Annotated in this window: 17 protein-coding genes; 7 read left to right on the forward strand and 10 right to left on the reverse strand. The window is 70.9% G+C overall.

Translation table 11 applies throughout. The features are described 5' to 3' along the window. Positions 1–524: 524 nt before the first annotated feature. Positions 525–953, reverse strand: coding sequence for a nuclear transport factor 2 family protein (locus HCK04_RS15850; protein ID WP_142648101.1), 429 nt, complete (start codon positions 951–953; stop codon positions 525–527). A 174-nt stretch (positions 954–1127) separates the two neighbouring features. Next, positions 1128–1781 carry a DUF305 domain-containing protein gene (locus HCK04_RS15855; protein ID WP_260617282.1) on the reverse strand — a complete coding sequence of 218 codons (654 nt, stop codon included), beginning with the start codon at positions 1779–1781 and terminating at the stop codon, positions 1128–1130. Between the two features lie 327 nt (positions 1782–2108). Between HCK04_RS15855 and HCK04_RS15860 the strand changes: the two genes are divergently transcribed. Continuing rightward, on the forward strand, positions 2109–3509 hold the full coding sequence (locus HCK04_RS15860; RefSeq protein WP_240971469.1) for a hypothetical protein: 1401 nt from the start codon (positions 2109–2111) through the stop codon (positions 3507–3509). 133 nt (positions 3510–3642) lie between these two features. Here the strand turns inward: HCK04_RS15860 and HCK04_RS15865 are convergent, their stop codons facing one another. Beyond that, positions 3643–4608: an RDD family protein gene (locus HCK04_RS15865; RefSeq protein WP_205830349.1), complete on the reverse strand. Its 966-nt coding sequence runs from the start codon at positions 4606–4608 to the stop codon at positions 3643–3645. A 40-nt stretch (positions 4609–4648) separates the two neighbouring features. Here HCK04_RS15865 and HCK04_RS15870 point away from each other — a divergent pair, with 40 nt between their 5' ends. Then, complete coding sequence (locus HCK04_RS15870) at positions 4649–5641, forward strand: stage II sporulation protein M (protein WP_142648103.1); 993 nt, start codon at positions 4649–4651, stop codon at positions 5639–5641. A gap of 21 nt (positions 5642–5662) precedes the next feature. Here HCK04_RS15870 and HCK04_RS15875 read toward each other — a convergent pair whose 3' ends face one another. Genes HCK04_RS15875 through HCK04_RS15895 form a run of 5 tightly spaced genes read right to left on the reverse strand, consistent with a single transcriptional unit; the run spans position 5663 to position 11111 of the window. Then, positions 5663–6988, reverse strand: a complete 1326-nt coding sequence (locus HCK04_RS15875) for a DUF58 domain-containing protein (protein ID WP_142648104.1) — start codon at positions 6986–6988, stop codon at positions 5663–5665. 7 nt (positions 6989–6995) lie between these two features. Next, positions 6996–7961, reverse strand: a complete 966-nt coding sequence (locus HCK04_RS15880; RefSeq protein WP_142648105.1) for a MoxR family ATPase — start codon at positions 7959–7961, stop codon at positions 6996–6998. After that, positions 7958–9118: a DUF4350 domain-containing protein gene (locus HCK04_RS15885; protein WP_142648106.1), complete on the reverse strand. Its 1161-nt coding sequence runs from the start codon at positions 9116–9118 to the stop codon at positions 7958–7960. Before HCK04_RS15885 ends, HCK04_RS15880 begins: the two co-directional genes overlap by 4 nt. Continuing rightward, a complete protein-coding gene (locus HCK04_RS15890) occupies positions 9115–9753 on the reverse strand; it encodes a DUF4129 domain-containing protein (RefSeq protein ID WP_260617283.1) in 639 nt (212 codons plus the stop codon). Before HCK04_RS15890 ends, HCK04_RS15885 begins: the two co-directional genes overlap by 4 nt. Beyond that, positions 9750–11111, reverse strand: coding sequence for a glycerophosphoryl diester phosphodiesterase membrane domain-containing protein (locus tag HCK04_RS15895; protein WP_205830307.1), 1362 nt, complete (start codon positions 11109–11111; stop codon positions 9750–9752). Before HCK04_RS15895 ends, HCK04_RS15890 begins: the two co-directional genes overlap by 4 nt. Positions 11112–11394: 283 nt before the next feature. Here HCK04_RS15895 and mtrA point away from each other — a divergent pair, with 283 nt between their 5' ends. The 5 genes from mtrA to raiA all read left to right on the forward strand — a co-directional run bounded on the left by mtrA (position 11395) and on the right by raiA (position 17558). Continuing rightward, positions 11395–12072: an MtrAB system response regulator MtrA gene (mtrA, locus tag HCK04_RS15900; RefSeq protein ID WP_036327899.1), complete on the forward strand. Its 678-nt coding sequence runs from the start codon at positions 11395–11397 to the stop codon at positions 12070–12072. A 16-nt stretch (positions 12073–12088) separates the two neighbouring features. Further along, on the forward strand, positions 12089–13831 hold the full coding sequence (mtrB, locus tag HCK04_RS15905) for an MtrAB system histidine kinase MtrB (protein WP_142648107.1): 1743 nt from the start codon (positions 12089–12091) through the stop codon (positions 13829–13831). Then, a complete protein-coding gene (locus HCK04_RS15910; protein ID WP_142648108.1) occupies positions 13818–15587 on the forward strand; it encodes an LpqB family beta-propeller domain-containing protein in 1770 nt (589 codons plus the stop codon). The genes mtrB and HCK04_RS15910 overlap by 14 nt, the downstream gene beginning before the upstream one ends. A gap of 56 nt (positions 15588–15643) precedes the next feature. Then, positions 15644–16366, forward strand: coding sequence for a phosphoribosyltransferase family protein (locus HCK04_RS15915; RefSeq protein WP_142648109.1), 723 nt, complete (start codon positions 15644–15646; stop codon positions 16364–16366). Positions 16367–16892: 526 nt separating this feature from the next. Further along, entirely contained in the window at positions 16893–17558 is a 666-nt protein-coding gene (raiA, locus tag HCK04_RS15920; protein WP_142648110.1) for a ribosome-associated translation inhibitor RaiA, read from the forward strand. A gap of 100 nt (positions 17559–17658) precedes the next feature. On the opposite strand, the gene HCK04_RS15925 is transcribed toward raiA, so the two are convergent. Both HCK04_RS15925 and HCK04_RS15930 read right to left on the reverse strand, forming a co-directional pair. After that, the gene (locus tag HCK04_RS15925) at positions 17659–18141 is read right to left on the reverse strand and encodes a hypothetical protein (protein ID WP_142648111.1); all 483 of its coding nucleotides are present in this window, start codon (positions 18139–18141) and stop codon (positions 17659–17661) included. 96 nt (positions 18142–18237) lie between these two features. After that, the gene (locus HCK04_RS15930; protein ID WP_142648112.1) at positions 18238–18621 is read right to left on the reverse strand and encodes a hypothetical protein; all 384 of its coding nucleotides are present in this window, start codon (positions 18619–18621) and stop codon (positions 18238–18240) included. Between the last annotated feature and the right edge of the window lie 31 nt (positions 18622–18652).

The raw sequence follows: 18652 nt of genomic DNA on the forward strand, positions 1-18652 counted from the left end.
CGACCGCACACGGCGCTGGCCCCGACCATGACCGCCCACACCCTCGGAAGCACCCGCACCCGAGCCAGAGCCGCCCGCGCCAGTGCCATTCGCGCCAGTGCCGTTTGTGCCAGCAGCGTCCGCGCCGTCGGCAGCCCCAGGCGAGGCGTTCGCGCCGTCGCTATCTGCGCTGTCGGTATGCGTGCCGGGGACGTCCGCGCCCGGGGCGTCCACGCTCTCGACAACGGGTGCGTCGGCGCGCTGCCGGGAGTCGACGTTGATGATCGGGAAGGGATCGCGGGCGGACGAGCCGTCGGACGACCACAGCGGCGGATTGGCGATCAGCCGGTCCCACCACTCACCGTCGTCAGGACCATTCGAACGGTGAAGGCGCTCAGGATCGATATCGAACGGTTCCATCGCACCTCCACTCGTTATTTCGAAAGCGTGTATTAATTGTGTCATGCGAGAAAAGTGGGAGGCAAGTTCGCTGGACGACTTCCTGGGGTTCCAGAAAAGGCACCTGGGGTCCCAGAAAAGGCCCTTTATGGGCTGATTTGGGTGCTGAGGGCGCGGGCAATAGTAAGGCTGTCTTCGAAAATGTGATAGCGGGTGATGAGTCCGTCTTCCACGGTCAGATGCAGCGCGAAAGGCGAGGTGTAGGCGGTGCCCCCGGCTCGGACCGTCTGCACGATCTCTCCGAGGACGACGGCGTGTGTCCCGTCGACCAGGATTCGCGTCACCGACGTGCCGTTGAGTTCAGGCACATGGTGGGCCTCCAGAGACCGGAAGTGGTCCGCCACCTCGGCCCGGCTGGAGCGCGGCTGGATCCAGGGAACAGCAGGATGCCCCTCGGCGGGCCAGGAGAGCAGCCAGTCGACGGGCTCGGCGAACAGCGCCGCCGTACGGTCGTGATCGCCCTCCGCCATCCGGCGCAGCAGCTCTTCCACGACGTCATGGGTGTCAGTGCTCATGCCACGACTCTTGTGCACCTGCACGCGGCACGGCGATTACCGGAGAGGTAATGCGATCAGTGAGGTGGAGCGCGGTGCAGCTCGGGCGCCGTGCGGTTGGGCGCCGTGCGGTCGAGTGCGGTGCAGGTCAGGTGCGGTTTAGCTCGGGCACCGTGCGGTCGGGCGGGGTGCAGGTCAGGCGCGGTGCAGGGCGGGGGTGGGGGAAGGTCGGGTGCCCTGCATTTCACGCATCCGCCGGATCTCGGCGGTCTGTTCGGCGATCACGTCCGTGGCCCACTGTTCGACGGTGAGGTGTGAGCCCTCGGTGAGCGCCGTGGTGGCCATCGCGATCGCGCCTTCGTGATGGGCGACCATCATCTGGAGGAAGAGGCTGTCGAACGTGGCGCCGGAGGCCGCCCTGAGCGCCTTCATCTGCTCCGGGGTGGCCATGCCCGGCATGCCTTCATGATCGGCGTGGTGGTCGGGCCGGGGGAGGTGTTCCCGGTCGAGCCAGGACGTCATGACGCGGATCTCCGGCTCCTGTACGTCATGGATGCGGGCCGCGAGCGCCTTCAGCTTGGCGGAGGAGGCGTGCGAGGGAGCCAGGGCCGCCATGTCCAGCGCCTGCCGGTGGTGGACGATCATGTTCTGGACGTACCGCACGTCGGCCGCGTTGACGGTGGGGGAGGGGACCGCGGTGGCGGCCTCGGCAGGGCTGAGGGTCCTGGCCTCCTCGCCGGGCCGGCCGGGCGCGATCACGGGCGCGGTCGAGACGGGAGCACTCTCCCGTACGTCCTCCGCGCAGGCGGTGAGAAGGCAGGCGCTGAAGAGGAGCGCGACACCGGCCACCAGGACGCGCCCAAGCCGCGCCTTACCTTTCCGCGCGAGCCGCGTCCTACTCTCCCGGGCGAAGCACGCTGTGCCGCCCCGCGTAAAGCGCCCGCCGCTGTCCCACGTGCGGTCCCGCGCAGAGCGCTTCCTGCTGTCCTGCGCGCTTCGCACCCCTGCCCTCCCTGCCGCGGAGCGTACCGAGATCACGACGCTAACCCGGCAGGTTCGGGACGACAAAGGGCGACATGTGCCAGTTTTATTGACAGGTTGACAGCTAGCGAAGCAATCAAGTCAGAAGTGACGATCAGTCTATTTATGCCCCCTTTATAGGAGGAGGACAGCAAGTTGTTCACCTTACGCCGCAGCGGTCGTGCGCTTGCCGTCACGGGCGCGGCGGTCGTCCTGGCTCTGTCCGCCAATCCCGTACAGGCCGCTGACGTGCTGGCTCCGGGCGAGATCGCGATGAGCGCGAACGTCACCCACGTCGCGAACGTGCCGACCCCCACCGCCCTGGCCGGCACCATCAACACCGACATCGCCTTCCAGGGCGACTACGCCTACGTCGGCAACTATGGCGGATTCACGATCTTCGACATCAGGAACCCGAAGAGGCCGGTGGTGAAGAGCTCGGTGGTCTGCCCCGGCTCCCAGATGGACATGTCCGTGTACGGCGACCTGCTGTTCGGGTCGGTCGACTCCTCCCGCAACGACGACTCGTGCGCCAGCACGTCCCAGTCGGCGTCGGTCAAGGAGTCATGGGAGGGCGTCCGCATCTTCGACGTCAGGGACAAGTCGAACCCGAAGTACATCAAGTCGGTGGAGACGAACTGCGGCTCCCACACCCACACCCTCGTGCCGGACAAGAGCGGCAAGAACGTCTACATCTACGTCTCCTCCTACAGCCCGTCGGCGTCCTTCCCCGACTGCCAGCCGCCGCACGACCTGATCTCCATCATCAAGGTCCCGCTCAACAACCCCACCGCCGCGTCTGTGGTGGCGACGCCGGTGCTGTTCCCGGACGGCGGCAACCCGGGTGACGGGCAGCCCTACCCCAACGGCACGTCCGCGACGACGGGCTGCCACGACATCACCGCGTACCCGGAAAAGGGCCTGGCGGCGGGCGCCTGCATGGGCGACGGCATCCTGCTGGACATCCGCGACCCCGAGCGCCCGAAGGTCCTCGACGTCGTACGCGACGACGAGAACTTCGCCTTCTGGCACTCGGCGACGTTCAACAACGAAGGCACCAAGGTGGTCTTCACCGACGAGCTCGGCGGTGGTGGCGCGGCCACCTGCAACGAGGCCATCGGCCCGAACCGTGGCGCGGACGCCATCTATGACATCGCCCCCGGCAACAAACTCACCTTCCGGAGCTACTTCAAGATCAGCCGCTACCAGGACGACACCGAGAACTGCGTCGCGCACAACGGCTCGCTGATCCCGGTCAAGGGCCGCGACATCATGGTGCAGGCCTGGTATCAGGGCGGCGTCTCGATCTGGGACTTCACCGACTCGGCGCACCCGCAGGAGATCGGCTACTTCGAGCGCGGCCCGTGGTCGGAGCCGCTGAGCGCCGGCTATTGGTCGGCCTACTACTACAACGGCTACATCTACGGCAGCGAGTTCAACCAGGGATTCGACGTCCTGCGGATCAACGACCCGCGTACGAACCAGGCTAAGAGCGTGAAGATGGACATCCTCAACGTGCAGAGTCAGGGCTCGTACCGCGAGCCCAGCAGGCACTAGAGGTATGGAAGGAGGCGGGCATCTCCGGTGCGGCCTCTCCCTCAACGCACCGGCGATGCCCGCCTCAACCCCACTGCAGGTATGCCCCATGACCTGCAATGACCACAGGTGCCCCGCATATCGGGCTCTACACCTAAACGGGCGGAACAAATCCCCCCGATGTCGGCGGAGCATCTCCGCGCGGCGGTTCGGCCGCCGTCGGCGGCGCCGGCGCCGGCCCGCCCTGCCCATGAGCGCCCTGCCCATAAGGTCCATAAGCGCCGTGCCCATGAGCGCCCTGTCCATAAGAGCCGGGGCCCTGCACGCCGTGTCCATAAGCGCCGTACCCCTGGGGACCGTACGGCGGGGGCGTGGAACGGGCCCGGGCGAGCCGCATCTCCTCGCGGCGTCTGCGTTCGGCCAGTACGGCGGCCAGATAGGCGTACGGCGGAACGCCGGGCGGGGGCGGCGGCGCCACCCGCGCGCTGACCTGCGCGGCCACGCGCATCCCCATCTCGTCCCGCATCTGAGGGGTGAGCTGGTGCCAGCGGGACAGGTACTGCCGGGCCGTGTTGGCCAGGTCGTCGGACAACCCGGACAACTCCAGCGTCGCGGCCCACGACGCGAGCGCCGGAGGCATCTCCGGCGGCGGGGCCTGCTGCGGCGTGCGCTCCCCGATGACGGTCGTCCCCGCGAACACGTCCCCCAGGCGCTTGCCGCGCTGGTTGAGGAGCGACGTGATGAGCGCGGGAGCGCCGGCGAACGTCCAGAACTCCAGGAATCCGGCGAGCCCGCGGAACAACGCCTGCCGGAAGCGTTCCGGCCCGCCGTCGTCGCTCACCACGCGCAGGCCGAGGGCGAGCTTGCCCAGCGAGCGGCCCCTGCTGATCGTCTCGAACGCGACCGGATAGCCCACCGTGACCAGCACGAGGAACAGGATGAACAGGCCGGTGGCCAGCGAGTCGTCGGTCACCAGGGACGCCTGTGTGACCAGCACGACGGTCAGGATCAGCACGGCCCACTGGACGGCCCAGTCGATGAGGAAGGCCAGGGCGCGGCTGGGGAGCTGGGCGACGCGAACCTCTACGACGACCGCCTCGCCGGTCACGACTTCGGACACACTGCGCACCCTACTGCGTCGCGTCGATAGGGTCCGATCCGTGGACATCGATGCCTTCGTCGCCGCGAGCAAGCCGTCCTGGGACCGGCTGGACGACCTCGTACGGCGACAGCGCAGGCTGCGCGGCGCGGAGGTCGACGAGCTGGTCGAGCTCTACCAGCGGGCGGCGACCCACCTGTCCATCGTGCGGTCGGGGTCGTCCGACGCCCTTCTCGTGGGACGTCTGTCGTCGCTGGTGGCGAGGGCGCGCTCGGCCGTCACGGGCGCGCACAGCCCGGCCTGGCGGGAGGTCGCCCGGTTCTTCACGGTGTCCTTCCCCGTGGTGGCCTATCGGGCGCGCCGGTGGTGGATCGGCGTCACGGTGGCCTCGCTCGCGGTCGCGTACGTCGTGGGTGTGTGGGTGGCGCGCGATCCCACGGTGCAGAGCCTCATCGGCACGCCGGAGGAGATCCGGCAGATCGTCGAGCACGATTTCGCCGACTACTACTCGGAGAATCCGGCGGTGTCGTTCGCCGGCCACGTGTGGCTGAACAACGCCTGGCTGTCCATGCAGGTCGTGGTCTCGGCGATCCTGCTCGGCCTGCCCATTCCCTACATCCTGTTCCAGAACGCGGCCAACGTGGGACTCCTCGGCGGCCTGATGCACGCGCACGGCAAGGCGGACGTGTTCTGGGGCCTGATCCTGCCGCACGGCATGCTGGAGCTGACCGCGGTCTTCCTGGCGGCCGCCGCCGGGCTGCGGCTGGGCTGGACCGCCGTCGACCCCGGCCCGAGGCGGCGCGCGGAGGCGCTGGCCGAGCAGGGCAGGGCCGTGATGAGCGTCGCGCTCGGCCTGGTCGTGGTGCTGCTCGTCTCCGGGCTCATCGAGGCGGGGGTCACCCCGTCGGGGCTGCCGACCTGGGCGCGCATCTCCATCGGGGCGCTCGCGGAGGCGCTGTTCATCGCGTACGTGGTCGTCTTCGGCCGCCGGGCGGAACGCGCGAACGAGACGGGCGACATCGAACACGCCCCCGATCTCGCGCCAACCGCCTAAGTACCGACCGCCTAAGAGGACTCAGAGCCGGCCGGCGGCCTTCAGCGCCAGGTACGCGTCCGCGAGCGCCGGGGCGACGTCCTCGGGCAGGGCGTCCACGACCTCCACGCCGTGGCGGCGCAGCACCGCGGTGATCCCACGCCGTTCGCCGCGCAGCCGCTCGGCCGCCGCGGCGTCGTAGACGGCCTCCGCGGTGCCGCGCCCGGCCGCCATGCCGGCGACGCGCGGGTCGGCGACCGAGGCCACCACGACCATGTGCCGGGACGACAGGCTGGGCAGCACGGGCAGCAGGCCCTCCTCCATGGCGGTGGCGTTCAGGTCGGTCAGCAGCACCACCAGGCAGCGCCGCCTGGCCCTGGACAGCACGGCCGCCACCATCCCCGCGGCGTCGGCCTCGACCAGCTCCGCCTCGATCGGCGCCATCGCGTTCACCAGCGACGACAGCAGCTCCGTGCGCGACACACCGGACACCTGGGCCCGTACGGCACGGTCGTAGGCGAGGAAGTCGACGCGGTCGCCGGCCCGCGCCGCGAGCGAGGCCAGCAGCAGCGCGGCGTCCATCGACCAGTCCAGGCGAGGCCACCCGGACGGCCCGGAGCCGGGCAGCGGCGCCTCCCCGACCCGGCCCGCCGAGGTGCGGCCCGTGTCGAGCACGATCAGCACCCGGCGGTCGCGCTCGGGCCGCCAGGTGCGTACGACGACATCGCTGCGCCGGGCGCTCGCCCGCCAGTCGATGGAGCGGACGTCGTCGCCCACCACGTATTCACGCAGCGAGTCGAACTCGGTGCCCTGGCCGCGCACCAGCGCGGGGTGCCGTCCGTCGAGCTCGCGCAGCCGGGCCAGCCGCGCCGGCAGATGCCTGCGGCTGAGGAACGGCGGCAGCACCCGGACGGTCCACGGCACGTGGAACGTCCGCTGCCGCGCGGCCAGGCCCAGCGGCCCGACCGAGCGGACCGTCACGGCCACGGCTTCCCGGTCGCCCCTGCGGGTGGGCGTCAGCGTCGTGACCAGGCGCCGCCGCTCACGGGCCGGCACGTCGAGCGGCATCCGCCGGGGCTCGGCCCCGGCCGAGGGCTGCCAGGCGTCGCGCAGCACGCCCCGCACGCGCCGCCCACCCGGGTTGTCCACGACCAGACCGATGGTCGCCGACTGTCCCAGGCGCACCCTTCGTTCGCCGTCGCGCTGGAAGCGAAGCCCGCGTACGGCGCCCGCGAGCAGCAGGTCGGCCGTCACGAGCACGGCGAGCACGAGCGCGGCGGCCAGGACGACCAGGCCGGGCTCGGGGGCGAGGAGCACGACGATCGCGGCGAGGGCGGCGAGCAGTCCCGTGCGTCCGGTCAGCGCCACGCGGCCCTCACCGGGGCACGGGGACGGCGGCCAGGATGCCCTCCAGGATGCCGTCGGGGGTTGCGCCCTCCAGTTCGGCCTCCGGGCGCAGCCCCACACGGTGGCGCAGGGCGGGCCGCGCCAGGGCCTTCACGTCGTCGGGCGTCACGTACGACCGGCCCGACAGCCATGCCCACGCCCGCGCGGCGGCGAGCAGCGCGGTCGCCCCGCGCGGCGAGACGCCGAGCTGGAGCGAGGGCGACTGCCGGGTGGCGCGGGCGACGTCCACGATGTAGCCGAGCACCTCGGGGCTCGCGTGCACCTGCGCGACCGCCCGGCGCCCTGCCGCGAGGTCGGCGGCGGACGCCACCGCCTTGATCTCCGTCAGGTCGCGCGGGTCGAAGCCGAGCGCGTGCCGTTCGAGGACGGCGATCTCCTGCTCGCGTGCCGGCAGCGGCACGGTCAGCTTGAGCTGGAACCGGTCGAGCTGCGCCTCGGGGAGCTGGTAGGTGCCCTCGTACTCGACGGGGTTCTGGGTCGCCACGACGATGAAGGGATCCGGCAGCGCGCGGGCCGCGCCCTCGACGCTGACCTGCCGCTCCTCCATGGCCTCCAGCAGGGCGGCCTGGGTCTTCGGCGGCGTGCGGTTGATCTCGTCGGCGAGCAGCAGGTTGGTGAATACCGGCCCCTCGCGGAACTCGAACTCGGCCGTCCTGGCGTCGTAGACCAGCGATCCCGTGACGTCGCCCGGCATCAGGTCGGGGGTGAACTGCACCCGCTTGAAGTCCAGGGCGAGCGTGGCCGACAGCGTGCGTACGAGCAGGGTCTTGGCCACGCCGGGCACGCCTTCGAGCAGCACGTGACCCCGGCACAGCAGCGCGATGACCAGGCCGGTGACGACGGGGTCCTGGCCCACGACCGCCTTGGCCACCTCCGCCCGCAGCGCCGCGAGCGCCTCGCGGGCGGCGTCCGCGTCCGATTCAGGTGTGGTCACGAGTCTCGTACCTGCCTTTCGAGTGTGTCCAGGTGAGCGGCGAGGGCCACCAGCGCGGTGTCGTTTCCGGGCGGCGGGCCGCACAGCAGCGTCAGCACCGGCTCGGGGTCGCGGCCGGTGCGCGCGGCGGCGGCGAGGGCGACCTCATCCGGGGTCGCGGTGCGGCGCAGCCCGAGGCGGGGGGCGAGCCGGTCGGCCGCGGCGGCCCGCAACGCGAGGGCCGCCCGGTCCCTGGCCCGGCGGGACCGATAGAGGCGTCCGCGCCCTTCGACGGTCTCCGCGGCCCGCACGACCACGGGCAGGCGCTCGGCCACGACGGGCCCGAGCCTGCGTCCGCGCCACAGGGCGGCCAGGGCCACCGCCACGACGAGCTGGAGGACCGCCCACTTCACGCCGCCGGGGATGAGGTCGCCGAGCGAGCGGGCCTCCCCGCCGGTCCCTCCGCCGCCCGCCTCGTCGGAGTCGTCGGGCGCGGCGAGCCAGACGAGTCTCGGCCGCGCCCCGGCGAGGTTCAGCGCGAGCGCCGCGTTGCCGTCCTCCGCGAGGCGCAGGTTGGTCATGAACGACGCGTCGCCCAGCACGGTCACGGTGTGCTCTTCCGCGGTGTAGCGGACCAGGGCGTGCCCGTCGCCGGCGGGGTAGCAGCCGGTGGACCCGCGCGGCCCGGTGAAGGACATGCCACCGGTGTAGGCGTCTCCGGCCCGCACCGCCTCCGGCAGCGTGCACTCCGGGGCCCGCGACCGGGCGCGTACGGGGCCCTCTCTCTGTACGCCGGGGGCGAGCACGTCGAGGTACGGCACGGAGCCGACGACGAGCCGGTCGCCGAAAGCCGCGGCGAGGCGGCCGGCGTCGCCGCGGTCCAGGAAGCTCGCCTCGGTGACGAGCAGCAGGGCGGACGGCCCGGCGGCGGACACGGCCGCGCCGGGGGTCTCCACCCGGACCACCTCGACCCCGTGCGTCTGGAGCAGCCGGGCGAGCGCGGCGCTGCCGTCCAGCGAGGTGTCGGAGGGATCGAGGGTGCGGCCGCCGGACTGCGTCCCGGTGAGCAGCAGCGGTAGCACCGCCGTGATCAGCACGAGCAGCACCAGCGCCGCGGCCCAGGCCGCCTGCCGCACACGTCCCGGCGTCCTGGCGGTCCCGGCGATCCCGACGGTCATGCGTCCACGCTCGCCCGGGCCGACCGCAGGCGCTCGTCCAGGGCGGTGAGCGAGAGGTAGCCCTCCCGGGTGCCGCCCAGCCCGCCGTAGGTCACGTCGTCGAACAATCGTGCCGCCGCGCGCAGGTCCGCCGCGTGGGGCGGCAGCGCCTGCCCGGCGACCTCGGCCAGCTCGACGGCGGTGCGGCCCGGCATCGGGCCGACGATCGCGCGTTCCTCCAGTTCGCGGGCGATGGCGCGCAGCCGCTCCTGGATGGCCCCGGCCCAGCTCCCTTCGGCCGCCAGGCGCTCGGCCTCGGCGCGATGCTCGGCGGCCGTCCGCTCACGCTGCCCGAACACCGCGCCGCTCTCCGTACGCGGGTCGCGCGAAAAGCGGCGCAGGGCCCACAGGAGCAGCACGGCCAGGACGGCGAGGACGACGGCGATCACGACGAGCGACGTCACGCCGCCCACGCCCGTGCCGCCGCCGCTCATGAGGTCGCCGAGGAACTGGGAGATCTCCCGTTGCAGCCGGTCGAAAAGCGGCTCGTGCTGGTAGCCCGCACCGGACAGCTCGCGCGCGGCCTCCCGGGCGGCCTGCTCGCGGCCGATGTCGATCGGCGAGGCGAGCAGCGCCGCCGCCCGCACGGCCGTCACGCCTGCGGGCCGTATGGCCCGTACGGCCCGGACTGCCCGTATGGCGGAGCCCCGTGATAGGGCCCGGAGCCCGGCGCGGTCCCGGCGGCGTAACTCGGGTGCCACAGGTCGTCGACCCCGGCGTGGACCCAGCCCTGCGACTGGTTCTGCGCCGCCGCCGTCTGCAGCACGAGGTCGAACGCCTCGGCCCGCATCCGCCGGTCGGCGTACAGCAGCCCTGCCACACCCGCCTGGAAGGGATAGGTGATCATGGAGGCGACGACCTGGCCGACCGCCAGGAGGAGCGCCGCGATCACGGTGCCGCCCGCGCTGTCGCCGTTCAGCATCCCGATGAGCGAGCCGCCGAGCGTGAACGGGATCGCCAGCACGCCGCTGATGATGGCCGCGAGTATGGCGGTGAGCAGCAGGATGCCGAGCACCCGCCAGCTGTCGCCCTTGACCAGCCGCCACGACCGGCTCATGGCGTCGGTGACCCCGCGGCCCTCCAGCACGACGGCGGGGGCCGCCAGCGACAGACGCGTGTAGAAGAACAGGAGATAAGGGATGTAGGCCAGGATGAACAGCAGGCCGAGGAGGACCCCGATTCCGGCGGCGCCGCTCCCCATGCCGTCGAACGCGTCGGTCGCCGCGAGGCCGACGAGCACCGCGACGACCGCCAGCAGCGGCAGCAGGAGGATGAGCCCCTGCAGCAGCACCAGCCCGAACAACGCGGGCACCCGAGCCCGCGCCAGCCGCCACGCCTCGCCCACCGTGATGCGCCCGCCGAACACCGCGCGGCCGAGCACCCGGGTGAGGACGCCCGTGAGGATGGTGGTGCCCACGAACGTCATCACATAGGTGAGGATCGAGCCGATGTACTGCGCGGCCAGCCCGGCGACCGGCACGTCCATGCCGTCGGCGTACGGGTCGGCCATGAAATCGCTCAGCGAGCCGAAGGAGATGGCCTGCCCGATCGCGGCAGGGATTCCGGTCACCGCCGCCACGATCGCCGACAGGCCCAGCGTGGCCTTGGGGTTCGACCGGATCAGCTTGATCGTGCCGTCGAGGATGTCGCCGAGCGTCAACGGGCGCAGCGGGATGATGCCCGGCCGCAGCGCGTCCGGCGCCCGGTATCCGTACCCGTACTGCCCTGCGTACGGCGCGGACGGCGCAGGGGGATTGGGTGCGGAGGGATAGGGCGCAGCGGGATCGGGCGCAGCGGGATCGGGCGCAGAAGGATATGGTGCGCCTTGCGGCGTGCCGGCGCCGGGAGAGGCCCAGGAAGGCCCGGACGCTCCGGCGGCCCCGCCGTACGGGGGAGGTTGCTCGGCCGCCCAGCCGGAGGGCAGCTCGGGGGTGGAGCCGGGGCCGTCTGTCATGTCCCAATCCTGGCATGATGTACGCGCGCGCCGCAGCGGTCGTACGGGAGGGCTGTGGGGGATGGCCGAAACGGGGGGTGCGGGCGCACACTTGGAACGTGACCGCACCACGGGATTCCCGCCGGTGTGACCGCATCTGGTCAGATCATCGCGCGCTTCGTCCGCTGCGCCTAAACTCCATCCACTGTCGTGGTCGTGTAACACCAAAGCGGTGGCCACGGTAGCCTGCGGGGGAAACTGTGACAAACGCCCAAATCTCCCATACGCGTACGAATGAGGGGCCATGAAAGGACGCGTGCTGGTCGTCGACGACGACGCCGCTCTCGCCGAGATGCTCGGCATCGTCTTGCGCGGGGAGGGCTTTGAGCCGTCGTTCGTGTCCGATGGCGACAAGGCGCTCGACGCCTTCAGGGACACCCGGCCGGACCTCGTCCTGCTCGACCTGATGCTTCCCGGTGCCGACGGCATCGACGTCTGCCGCCGCATCCGCGCCGAGTCCGGCGTTCCGATCGTGATGCTGACGGCCAAGAGCGACACCATCGACGTGGTGCTCGGGCTGGAGTCCGGCGCGGACGACTACATCGTCAAGCCGTTCAAGCCGAAGGAGCTCGTGGCCCGCGTGCGCGCCCGCCTGCGCCGCACCGACGAGCCCACGCCCGAGATCCTGCAGATCGGCGACATCACGATCGACGTGGCCGGTCACTCGGTCAAGCGCGCCGAGGAGACCATCAACCTCACGCCGCTGGAGTTCGACCTGCTGGTAGCGCTGGCCCGCAAGCCCCGTCAGGTCTTCACCCGCGAGGTGCTGCTGGAGCAGGTCTGGGGCTACCGGCACGCCGCCGATACTCGTCTGGTGAACGTGCACGTCCAGCGCCTGCGCGCGAAGATCGAGAAGGACCCGGAGCACCCCGAGATCGTCGTCACGGTCCGGGGTGTGGGCTACAAGGCCGGCCCGGCGTAAGCTGCACGTCAGCGTCATGCCGGTCCCTGCGAGGAAACGCCGTCGCCGGACCCCGGGCCAGATCGCCCGCGGGGTCCGCAGACGCGCGCGCCGCCTCGCGGGCAGGCTGCGGCACGTCTGGCGGCGTTCGCTCCAGCTCCGCGTCGTCACCAGCACGCTCGTGCTGTCGATGGCCGTGGTGGTCGTCCTCGGCGTCTTCCTGATGCAGTCGATCGTCGCCTCGGTGCTGACCAGCACCGAGGTGTCCGCGGTCGAGGAGTCGCGGGCGAACATCGCGACCGCGAGCGGCTACCTCACCCAGCCCGCGGACTCGACCGACATCACGCAGGACGCCACCGACCAGGGGCAGACGCTGAACCCCGTCGACGCGGCGGCCAAGGCGCTGACCGACCGCTCCGGAGGCCGCTACGACGTCGTCATCTTCAACGACGCGTCGGTCGGCGAGGGCCGGGCGTCCGGGCAGATCGACTGGACGAGCATCCCGGCCTCCATGCGGGTGAAGGTCCAGAACAGCGACGAGCAGACGCTCCTGGCCCAGACCGTGAAGATCCGGTACATCGGCGCGAAGCAGCCCGAGAGCGCCTGGCTGGTGGGCGGCCGGGTGAACGGGACCTATGAGATCTACCACGTCTTCCCGCTCGGCGACGAGGAGAAGACGCTGCTCACGGTGCAGCAGATGGTCTTCGGCGCGGGAGCCGCGCTCGTGCTGCTGCTGGCCGGCGTCGCCTCGCTGGTCACCCGCCAGGTGGTCACCCCCGTACGGCTCGCGCGCCAGGCGGCGGAACGGCTCGCCGCAGGCCGGCTGGAGGAGCGGCTCAAGGTGCGCGGGGAGGACGACCTCGCCCGGCTGGCGACCTCGTTCAACGAGATGGCGTCCAACCTCGCCGTGAAGATCCACCAGCTGGAGGAGCTCTCCCAGGTGCAGCGGCAGTTCGTCTCCGACGTCTCCCACGAGCTGCGCACGCCGCTGACGACGGTCCGCATGGCCGCCGACCTGCTCTACGAAGGGCGCGAGGACTTCGACCCCGCCTCCGCGCGGGCCGCCGAGCTCATGCAGAACCAGCTCGAACGCTTCGAGTCGATGCTCGCCGACCTGCTGGAGATCAGCCGCTACGACGCCGGGGCGGCCACCCTCGACCTCGACCCCGTCGACATGCGCGACGTGGTCCTGCGCGCCGTGGGCGACTCCGAGGCGCTCGCCGAGCGGCAGGCCACCCGCTTCGAGCTGCGCCTGCCCAACGAGCCGTGCATGGCCGAGGTGGACAGCCGCAGGGTCGAGCGCATCCTGCGCAACCTGCTCTTCAACGCCATCGAGCACGGCGAGGGCAAGGACATCGTCGTCACGCTCGGCGCCGACCGCGACGCGGTGGCCGTGGCCGTACGCGACCACGGGGTCGGCCTCAAGCCGGGCGAGGAGACGATGGTGTTCGACCGCTTCTGGCGGGCCGACCCCTCGCGCGCCCGGACCATCGGCGGCACCGGCCTCGGCCTGGCGATCTCGCGGGAGGACGCCATGCTGCACGGCGGCTGGCTCCAGGCGTGGGGCGCGCCGGGGGAGGGCAGCCAGTTCCGCCTGTCGCTGCCGCGCGTGGCGGGAACCCCGCTGCGCGGCTCGCCGCTGCCGCTCGTGCCCCCGGAGGTCGAGATGCGGCGCACGTGGCGCGGTCACGCCACGCCGGTCCTGACCCCCGCGCCCGCGGAGACGGCGCCGAGGGTGCGGGAGAACGTGGACGCGGGGGCATTCGATGCGGCGGACTGAGCGGCTCGGCGTCCGCCGCCTGACCGCGGCCGTGGGGACGGCGCTCGTCCTGGTCTCGGGCGGGGCGGGGTGCGCCACCGTGCCCACGAGCGGCAGCCCCCGCGTCGCCCAGGAGGACCACGGCAAGGACACGCTCAGCCAGCCGTACGTGCGGCTCATCGCGACCCCGCCCAAGAAGGGCGCCCCGCCCGAGGACATCGTGAGGGGCTTCCAGGCCGCCATGGCCGCCTTCGACGATCCCGGCCTCACCATCGCCAGGGAGTACCTCACCCCCGGCGCGGTCAAGCGCTGGAACCCCTGGCGGCAGACCCGCATCTACGAGGGCAAGATCGAGTCGGACCACACGCTGGACCTCCAGAAGGCCATGCGGACGACGGTGACGCTGAAGGGCACGGCGGTCGCCACCATCGACCCCGAGGGCAGGTCGACCCCGGCCGCCGGCACCATCGGCGAGCCGTTCACACTGGTCAAGCAGGACGGCGAGTGGCGGATCGACGTGCTCTCCGACGGCCGCCTGCTGTCGTACGACGACCTGCAGCGCGCGTACCGGAGGGTGGACCTGTACTACCCGCCGGCCACCGGTGAGGTCGGTCTCGTGGCCGACAGGGTGTGGGTGCCGATCGAGCCCAGCAGGGGAGTGCCCGAGACGCTGGTCCGCCGCCTGCTCGCCGGGCCGACCTCCTCCATCAGGAACGCGGTGAGCAGCGCGTTCCCGCCGGGCACGGAGCTCAACCGGATCACCGTCGAGGGCGACACGGTCGTGCTCGACTTCTCCTCCGAGCTGGAGTCGGTGCCCGCCGACCGCCTCGACGCGCTCAAGGCGCAGCTCGTATGGACGCTCGGCGAGCTGGTCACCGGCCGCACCGTCGAGATCCGCGTGAACGGCGAGTCGGGGAGGCGGTTCCGGCCCGCCGACTACGCCCGCTATGACCCGAACGTGCTGACCGGCTCCCTGCAGGCCTACTACATGCAGGGCGGCAGGCTGCTGCAGTTCAAGGAGAAGGGCGACGGCACCCCGGTGCCGGGCGCGGCCGGCGAGCAGACCGGGAAGTTCTCCCAGCCCGCCGTCTCCAACCCCAACGCGTTCCCGGCCCAGGTGGCCGCCCTGCTCAACGGCGACGGCGTCTACGTCGCCCCGATGACCCCGGGCAGCCAGTGGCAGCGGTGGATCGCGGGCGGCGACATGAGCCCGCCCTCCTGGGACCGCTACGGCGCCGTCTGGTCGGCCGAGAGGGTGAACCCGCACGAGAGCCAGGTCTGGACGGCGGAGAACGGCCGGGCCCACCGCGTGGACGTCGACGACGAGCTGTCGTACGGACGGATCCTCGAACTGCGGGTCTCCCGCGACGGCGCCCGGGTCGCGGCGATCGTCGACGACGGCCTCGGCACCTCCGTGAAGATCGGCACGATCGTCCGCAACGGCCAGCAGACGCGGATCGAGTCCGTACGTACGCTGATCGAGCCGCGCGACGCCCGCAAGATCAAGGACATCGCCTGGCAGGACGCCGCCGACCTGCTCGTGCTGTCCGAGGGCAGCAGCGGCCAGGAGCTGGCCACCTGGTCGGTGATGGAGGGTGTGGTCCCCAACGACGGCCCCATCAAGCTCGACTCGAAGATCAAGTCGATCGCGGCCGTGCCTGACCACGTGCTCGCGGCGGCCGACGAGGGCCAGGTGCTCACCTACAGCGTGGACAAGCACGCCTGGACCCCGCGCGCCGACAAGGGCGCCACCGACCCCGTCTATCCCCTCGGCTGAGCCGGCGTGGAGTGACGAGCCGGGGAACTGTCGGTGGCGGACGGCAAGCTGAGGGCGTGCCGTCCGCCCTGCTCGATCTGATCCTCCCGCCGCGCTGCGCCGGATGCGGCGCGCCGGGCGCCCTCGCCTGCTGCTCCTGCCGGGCCGAGCTGCTGCGGGAGCCGGCCCCCCGGCCGCCGGACCCGCCGCCTCCCGGCCTGCCCGACTGCTGGTCGGCCACCGCCTACGACGGCGCGGCCCGCCGGATGATCCTCGCCTGCAAGGAACGCGGCCGTACGGCGCTGGTGCCGGTCCTGGCGGCCTCCGTGAGCGCCTGTGTGACCGCCTGGGCGGCAGGCAGGGGAGTGTTTCGCGGGGTGTGGCTGGTGCCCGTTCCGAGCGCACGGGCCGCCTCCCGCCGCCGTGGGCACGACCCCGTCCGCGCCGTCGCCGCTGCGGCGGCCCGTCAGTTGTGCCGGCGCGGCAGGCCCGCAGCTCTAGCGCCCCTGCTGCGGCAGAGCAGGCGCGTGGCCGACCAGGCGGGGCTGGGATCGGTGGAGCGGGCCGTCAACCTGTCGGGAGCGTTCGAGGTCGTGCCGGGCGCGGCGGCGCGCCCACGGCCGTCTGACGGCTGTCTGGAGGCCGCCGACGTGGTCCTGGTGGACGACATCGTCACGACGGGGACGACGCTGGCGGAGGCGGCCAGGGCGCTGCGCGCCGCCGGAGCGGAGCCGTCCGCGGCGGTGACCATCGCGGCGACACGCCGGAGATGCCGGGTTGGCGAATATCACAGACCGTAAAACCTTGGGTAAGAGCGCGGCGTGTCGCCGGGACGTGAGCGCCTGCCGACTCTGGGGCGACTTGCCTGTTCAACACAGGTGTGGATGCTCCGGTTGCGGGGATTCCCAGAATATGACCACGAATTTTCCGGCGGTGAGATGGCAACCGGGATCACGCAAAGTGATCGTTTAGCGGATCTCCTGGCTGACATCCGAGGCGGTAGCGACTAGCGTTCAGACATGGCACCCGTTCGGGTCCGTGGTTGCGCCGGGCCGACTCCCTCGCGGGGTTCGGCCTGGTTAGCCGATGCCAGCCGCAGGCGAAACGGCCCACGTAAGGCGACTCTTGGTCGACCGATCACGGTGCGGCTTAGAGGTAAGTCCTGCCCTCCCGGGGGTCCAGATGTCCCCCGTAAGAGGAGAAGGGCAGTAGTGGCGAGTGAGCTGCGAACCCCTCAGCAGGCGGATGTGGGGACGAAGACCAGGTCGGCCGGACGGGTGTCCAAGAGCGCGTGCACCACCGTCGATGTGCGAAGGGGGGCTTTGCGTGGAAATCATCGTCAAGGGACGGCACACCACTGTGGGTGACCGGTTCCGCGATCAAGTGACGTCCAAGCTGGCCAGGATCCAGAAGCTCAACAACAAGCTCATCCAGGTCGACGTAGAGGTCTCGAAGGAACCCAACCACCGGCAGAGCGGGCAGCGTGAACGGGTGGAGCTGACCATCCACTCGCGGGGCCCAGCGATCCGCGCGGAGGCCTGCGCGGACGACCGGTTCTCGGCGCTGGACATCGCCATCGGCAAACTGGAGGAACGGCTGAGGCGGCTCGCCGATCGCCGCAAGATCCATCACGGGAAGAACTGCCCTCCCTCGATGGCAGAGTTCACCGCGGTGACCGAGAACGCGCAGGAGGTGGTCACGAGCGTCCGGGAGGAGCCGGAGCCGGTCGCCGAGATCCCGGCCGAGACCGCCGGTGGGCGGGCCCGGAGTTCCGAGCCCATCGTGCCCATCGAGATGGACGGCGAAGGACCGCTGATCGTACGCGAGAAGTTCCACAAGGCCGACCCCATGACGATCGATCAGGCGCTCCTGGAAATGGAGCTCGTCGGACACGACTTCTACCTCTTCCGCGACAAGGAAGGGGGTCAGCCGAGCGTCGTCTACCGACGCCGCGGCTACGACTACGGAGTCCTCAGGCTCGTGGAGAGCTAGCACCTCGCCCAGCGTGGGCCGGACCTCGCTCAACGGGGCCGGCCCACGCTCGTACACCCATCCACGGGCACCTGGCGACACTCTCGGATCATTCCTACGGTCAGGTCGCTCGTTCCGGATTCTTCACGCATTCCGTGTCGCCACCGATGTTGATTCCGACAGGGGATTCGGGCACCCCAACACGGATGCCGCCCATGCCTTTGTGTTCAGCGCCGGCCACGCGACCTTTCGTGTAGTTGATGGTCCAGCCCCGCTGGCGCAACACTGTGAGGACTTCCCGAAACACCTCGTCCGGATCGGACGCGTCGTCCGCGGTGTCGCTGCGAACCGTGAGGAGACTTGTCACACTCGTGTCGTCGGTACCGACAGGCCCGCCACACGGCGCATCCTTCACCTGTACGGCGACGAGGGGCTCGGCGTCGGGGAAGACCGCCCGGATGATGGCATTGGCCTCGGTGATGAGCACCTGACGAGATTGTTCGGGGGTCATCTCCACTTCCGGTACGCGCATGCAGCCGGCCAGGGGAATGGGCAGGCATAGCATCGCGATGATGGCGCGGCGGTTCCGGGACAGGGAGATCATTTGGTCTGTTGGTCACTCATCACGATGGGTAGCGGAATTGGGTAGCAGTTCGGCACACGCTCGCCAGCATGAGGGGGTGTCGGAGCGTTTGGAAACCTATCTATCAGGGTTCTTCACGCATTCCGTATCACCGAAGATGTTGATTCCGACGGGTGACTCTCCCACTCCAGCGCTGATGCCGCCCACGCCTGCGCGTTCGGCGCCGGCCACGCGAGTACGGCTGTAGTTGACGGTCCAGCCGCGTTGCCGCAGCACTGTGAGGACTTGTTGGAACACGTCGTCCGGGTTGAGGTGCTTGTCGGTTGCGTCGCTGTGGACATTGATGGCGCTTTTGACGCTGGTGTGTTCGGTGCCGACCGGCCCCCCGCAAGGTGAGTCCTTCACCTGTACGACGACGAGAGGCTCGGCGTCGGGAAAGACCGCCCGGATGATGGCCTTGGCCTCGGCGATGAAGACCTGCCGAGACTCTTCAGGGGTCATTTTCATCTCCGGTTGACTTGTGCAGGCACTT

This window comes from Microbispora sp. CL1-1, assembly GCF_012034195.1.
Lineage (GTDB): Bacteria > Actinomycetota > Actinomycetes > Streptosporangiales > Streptosporangiaceae > Microbispora.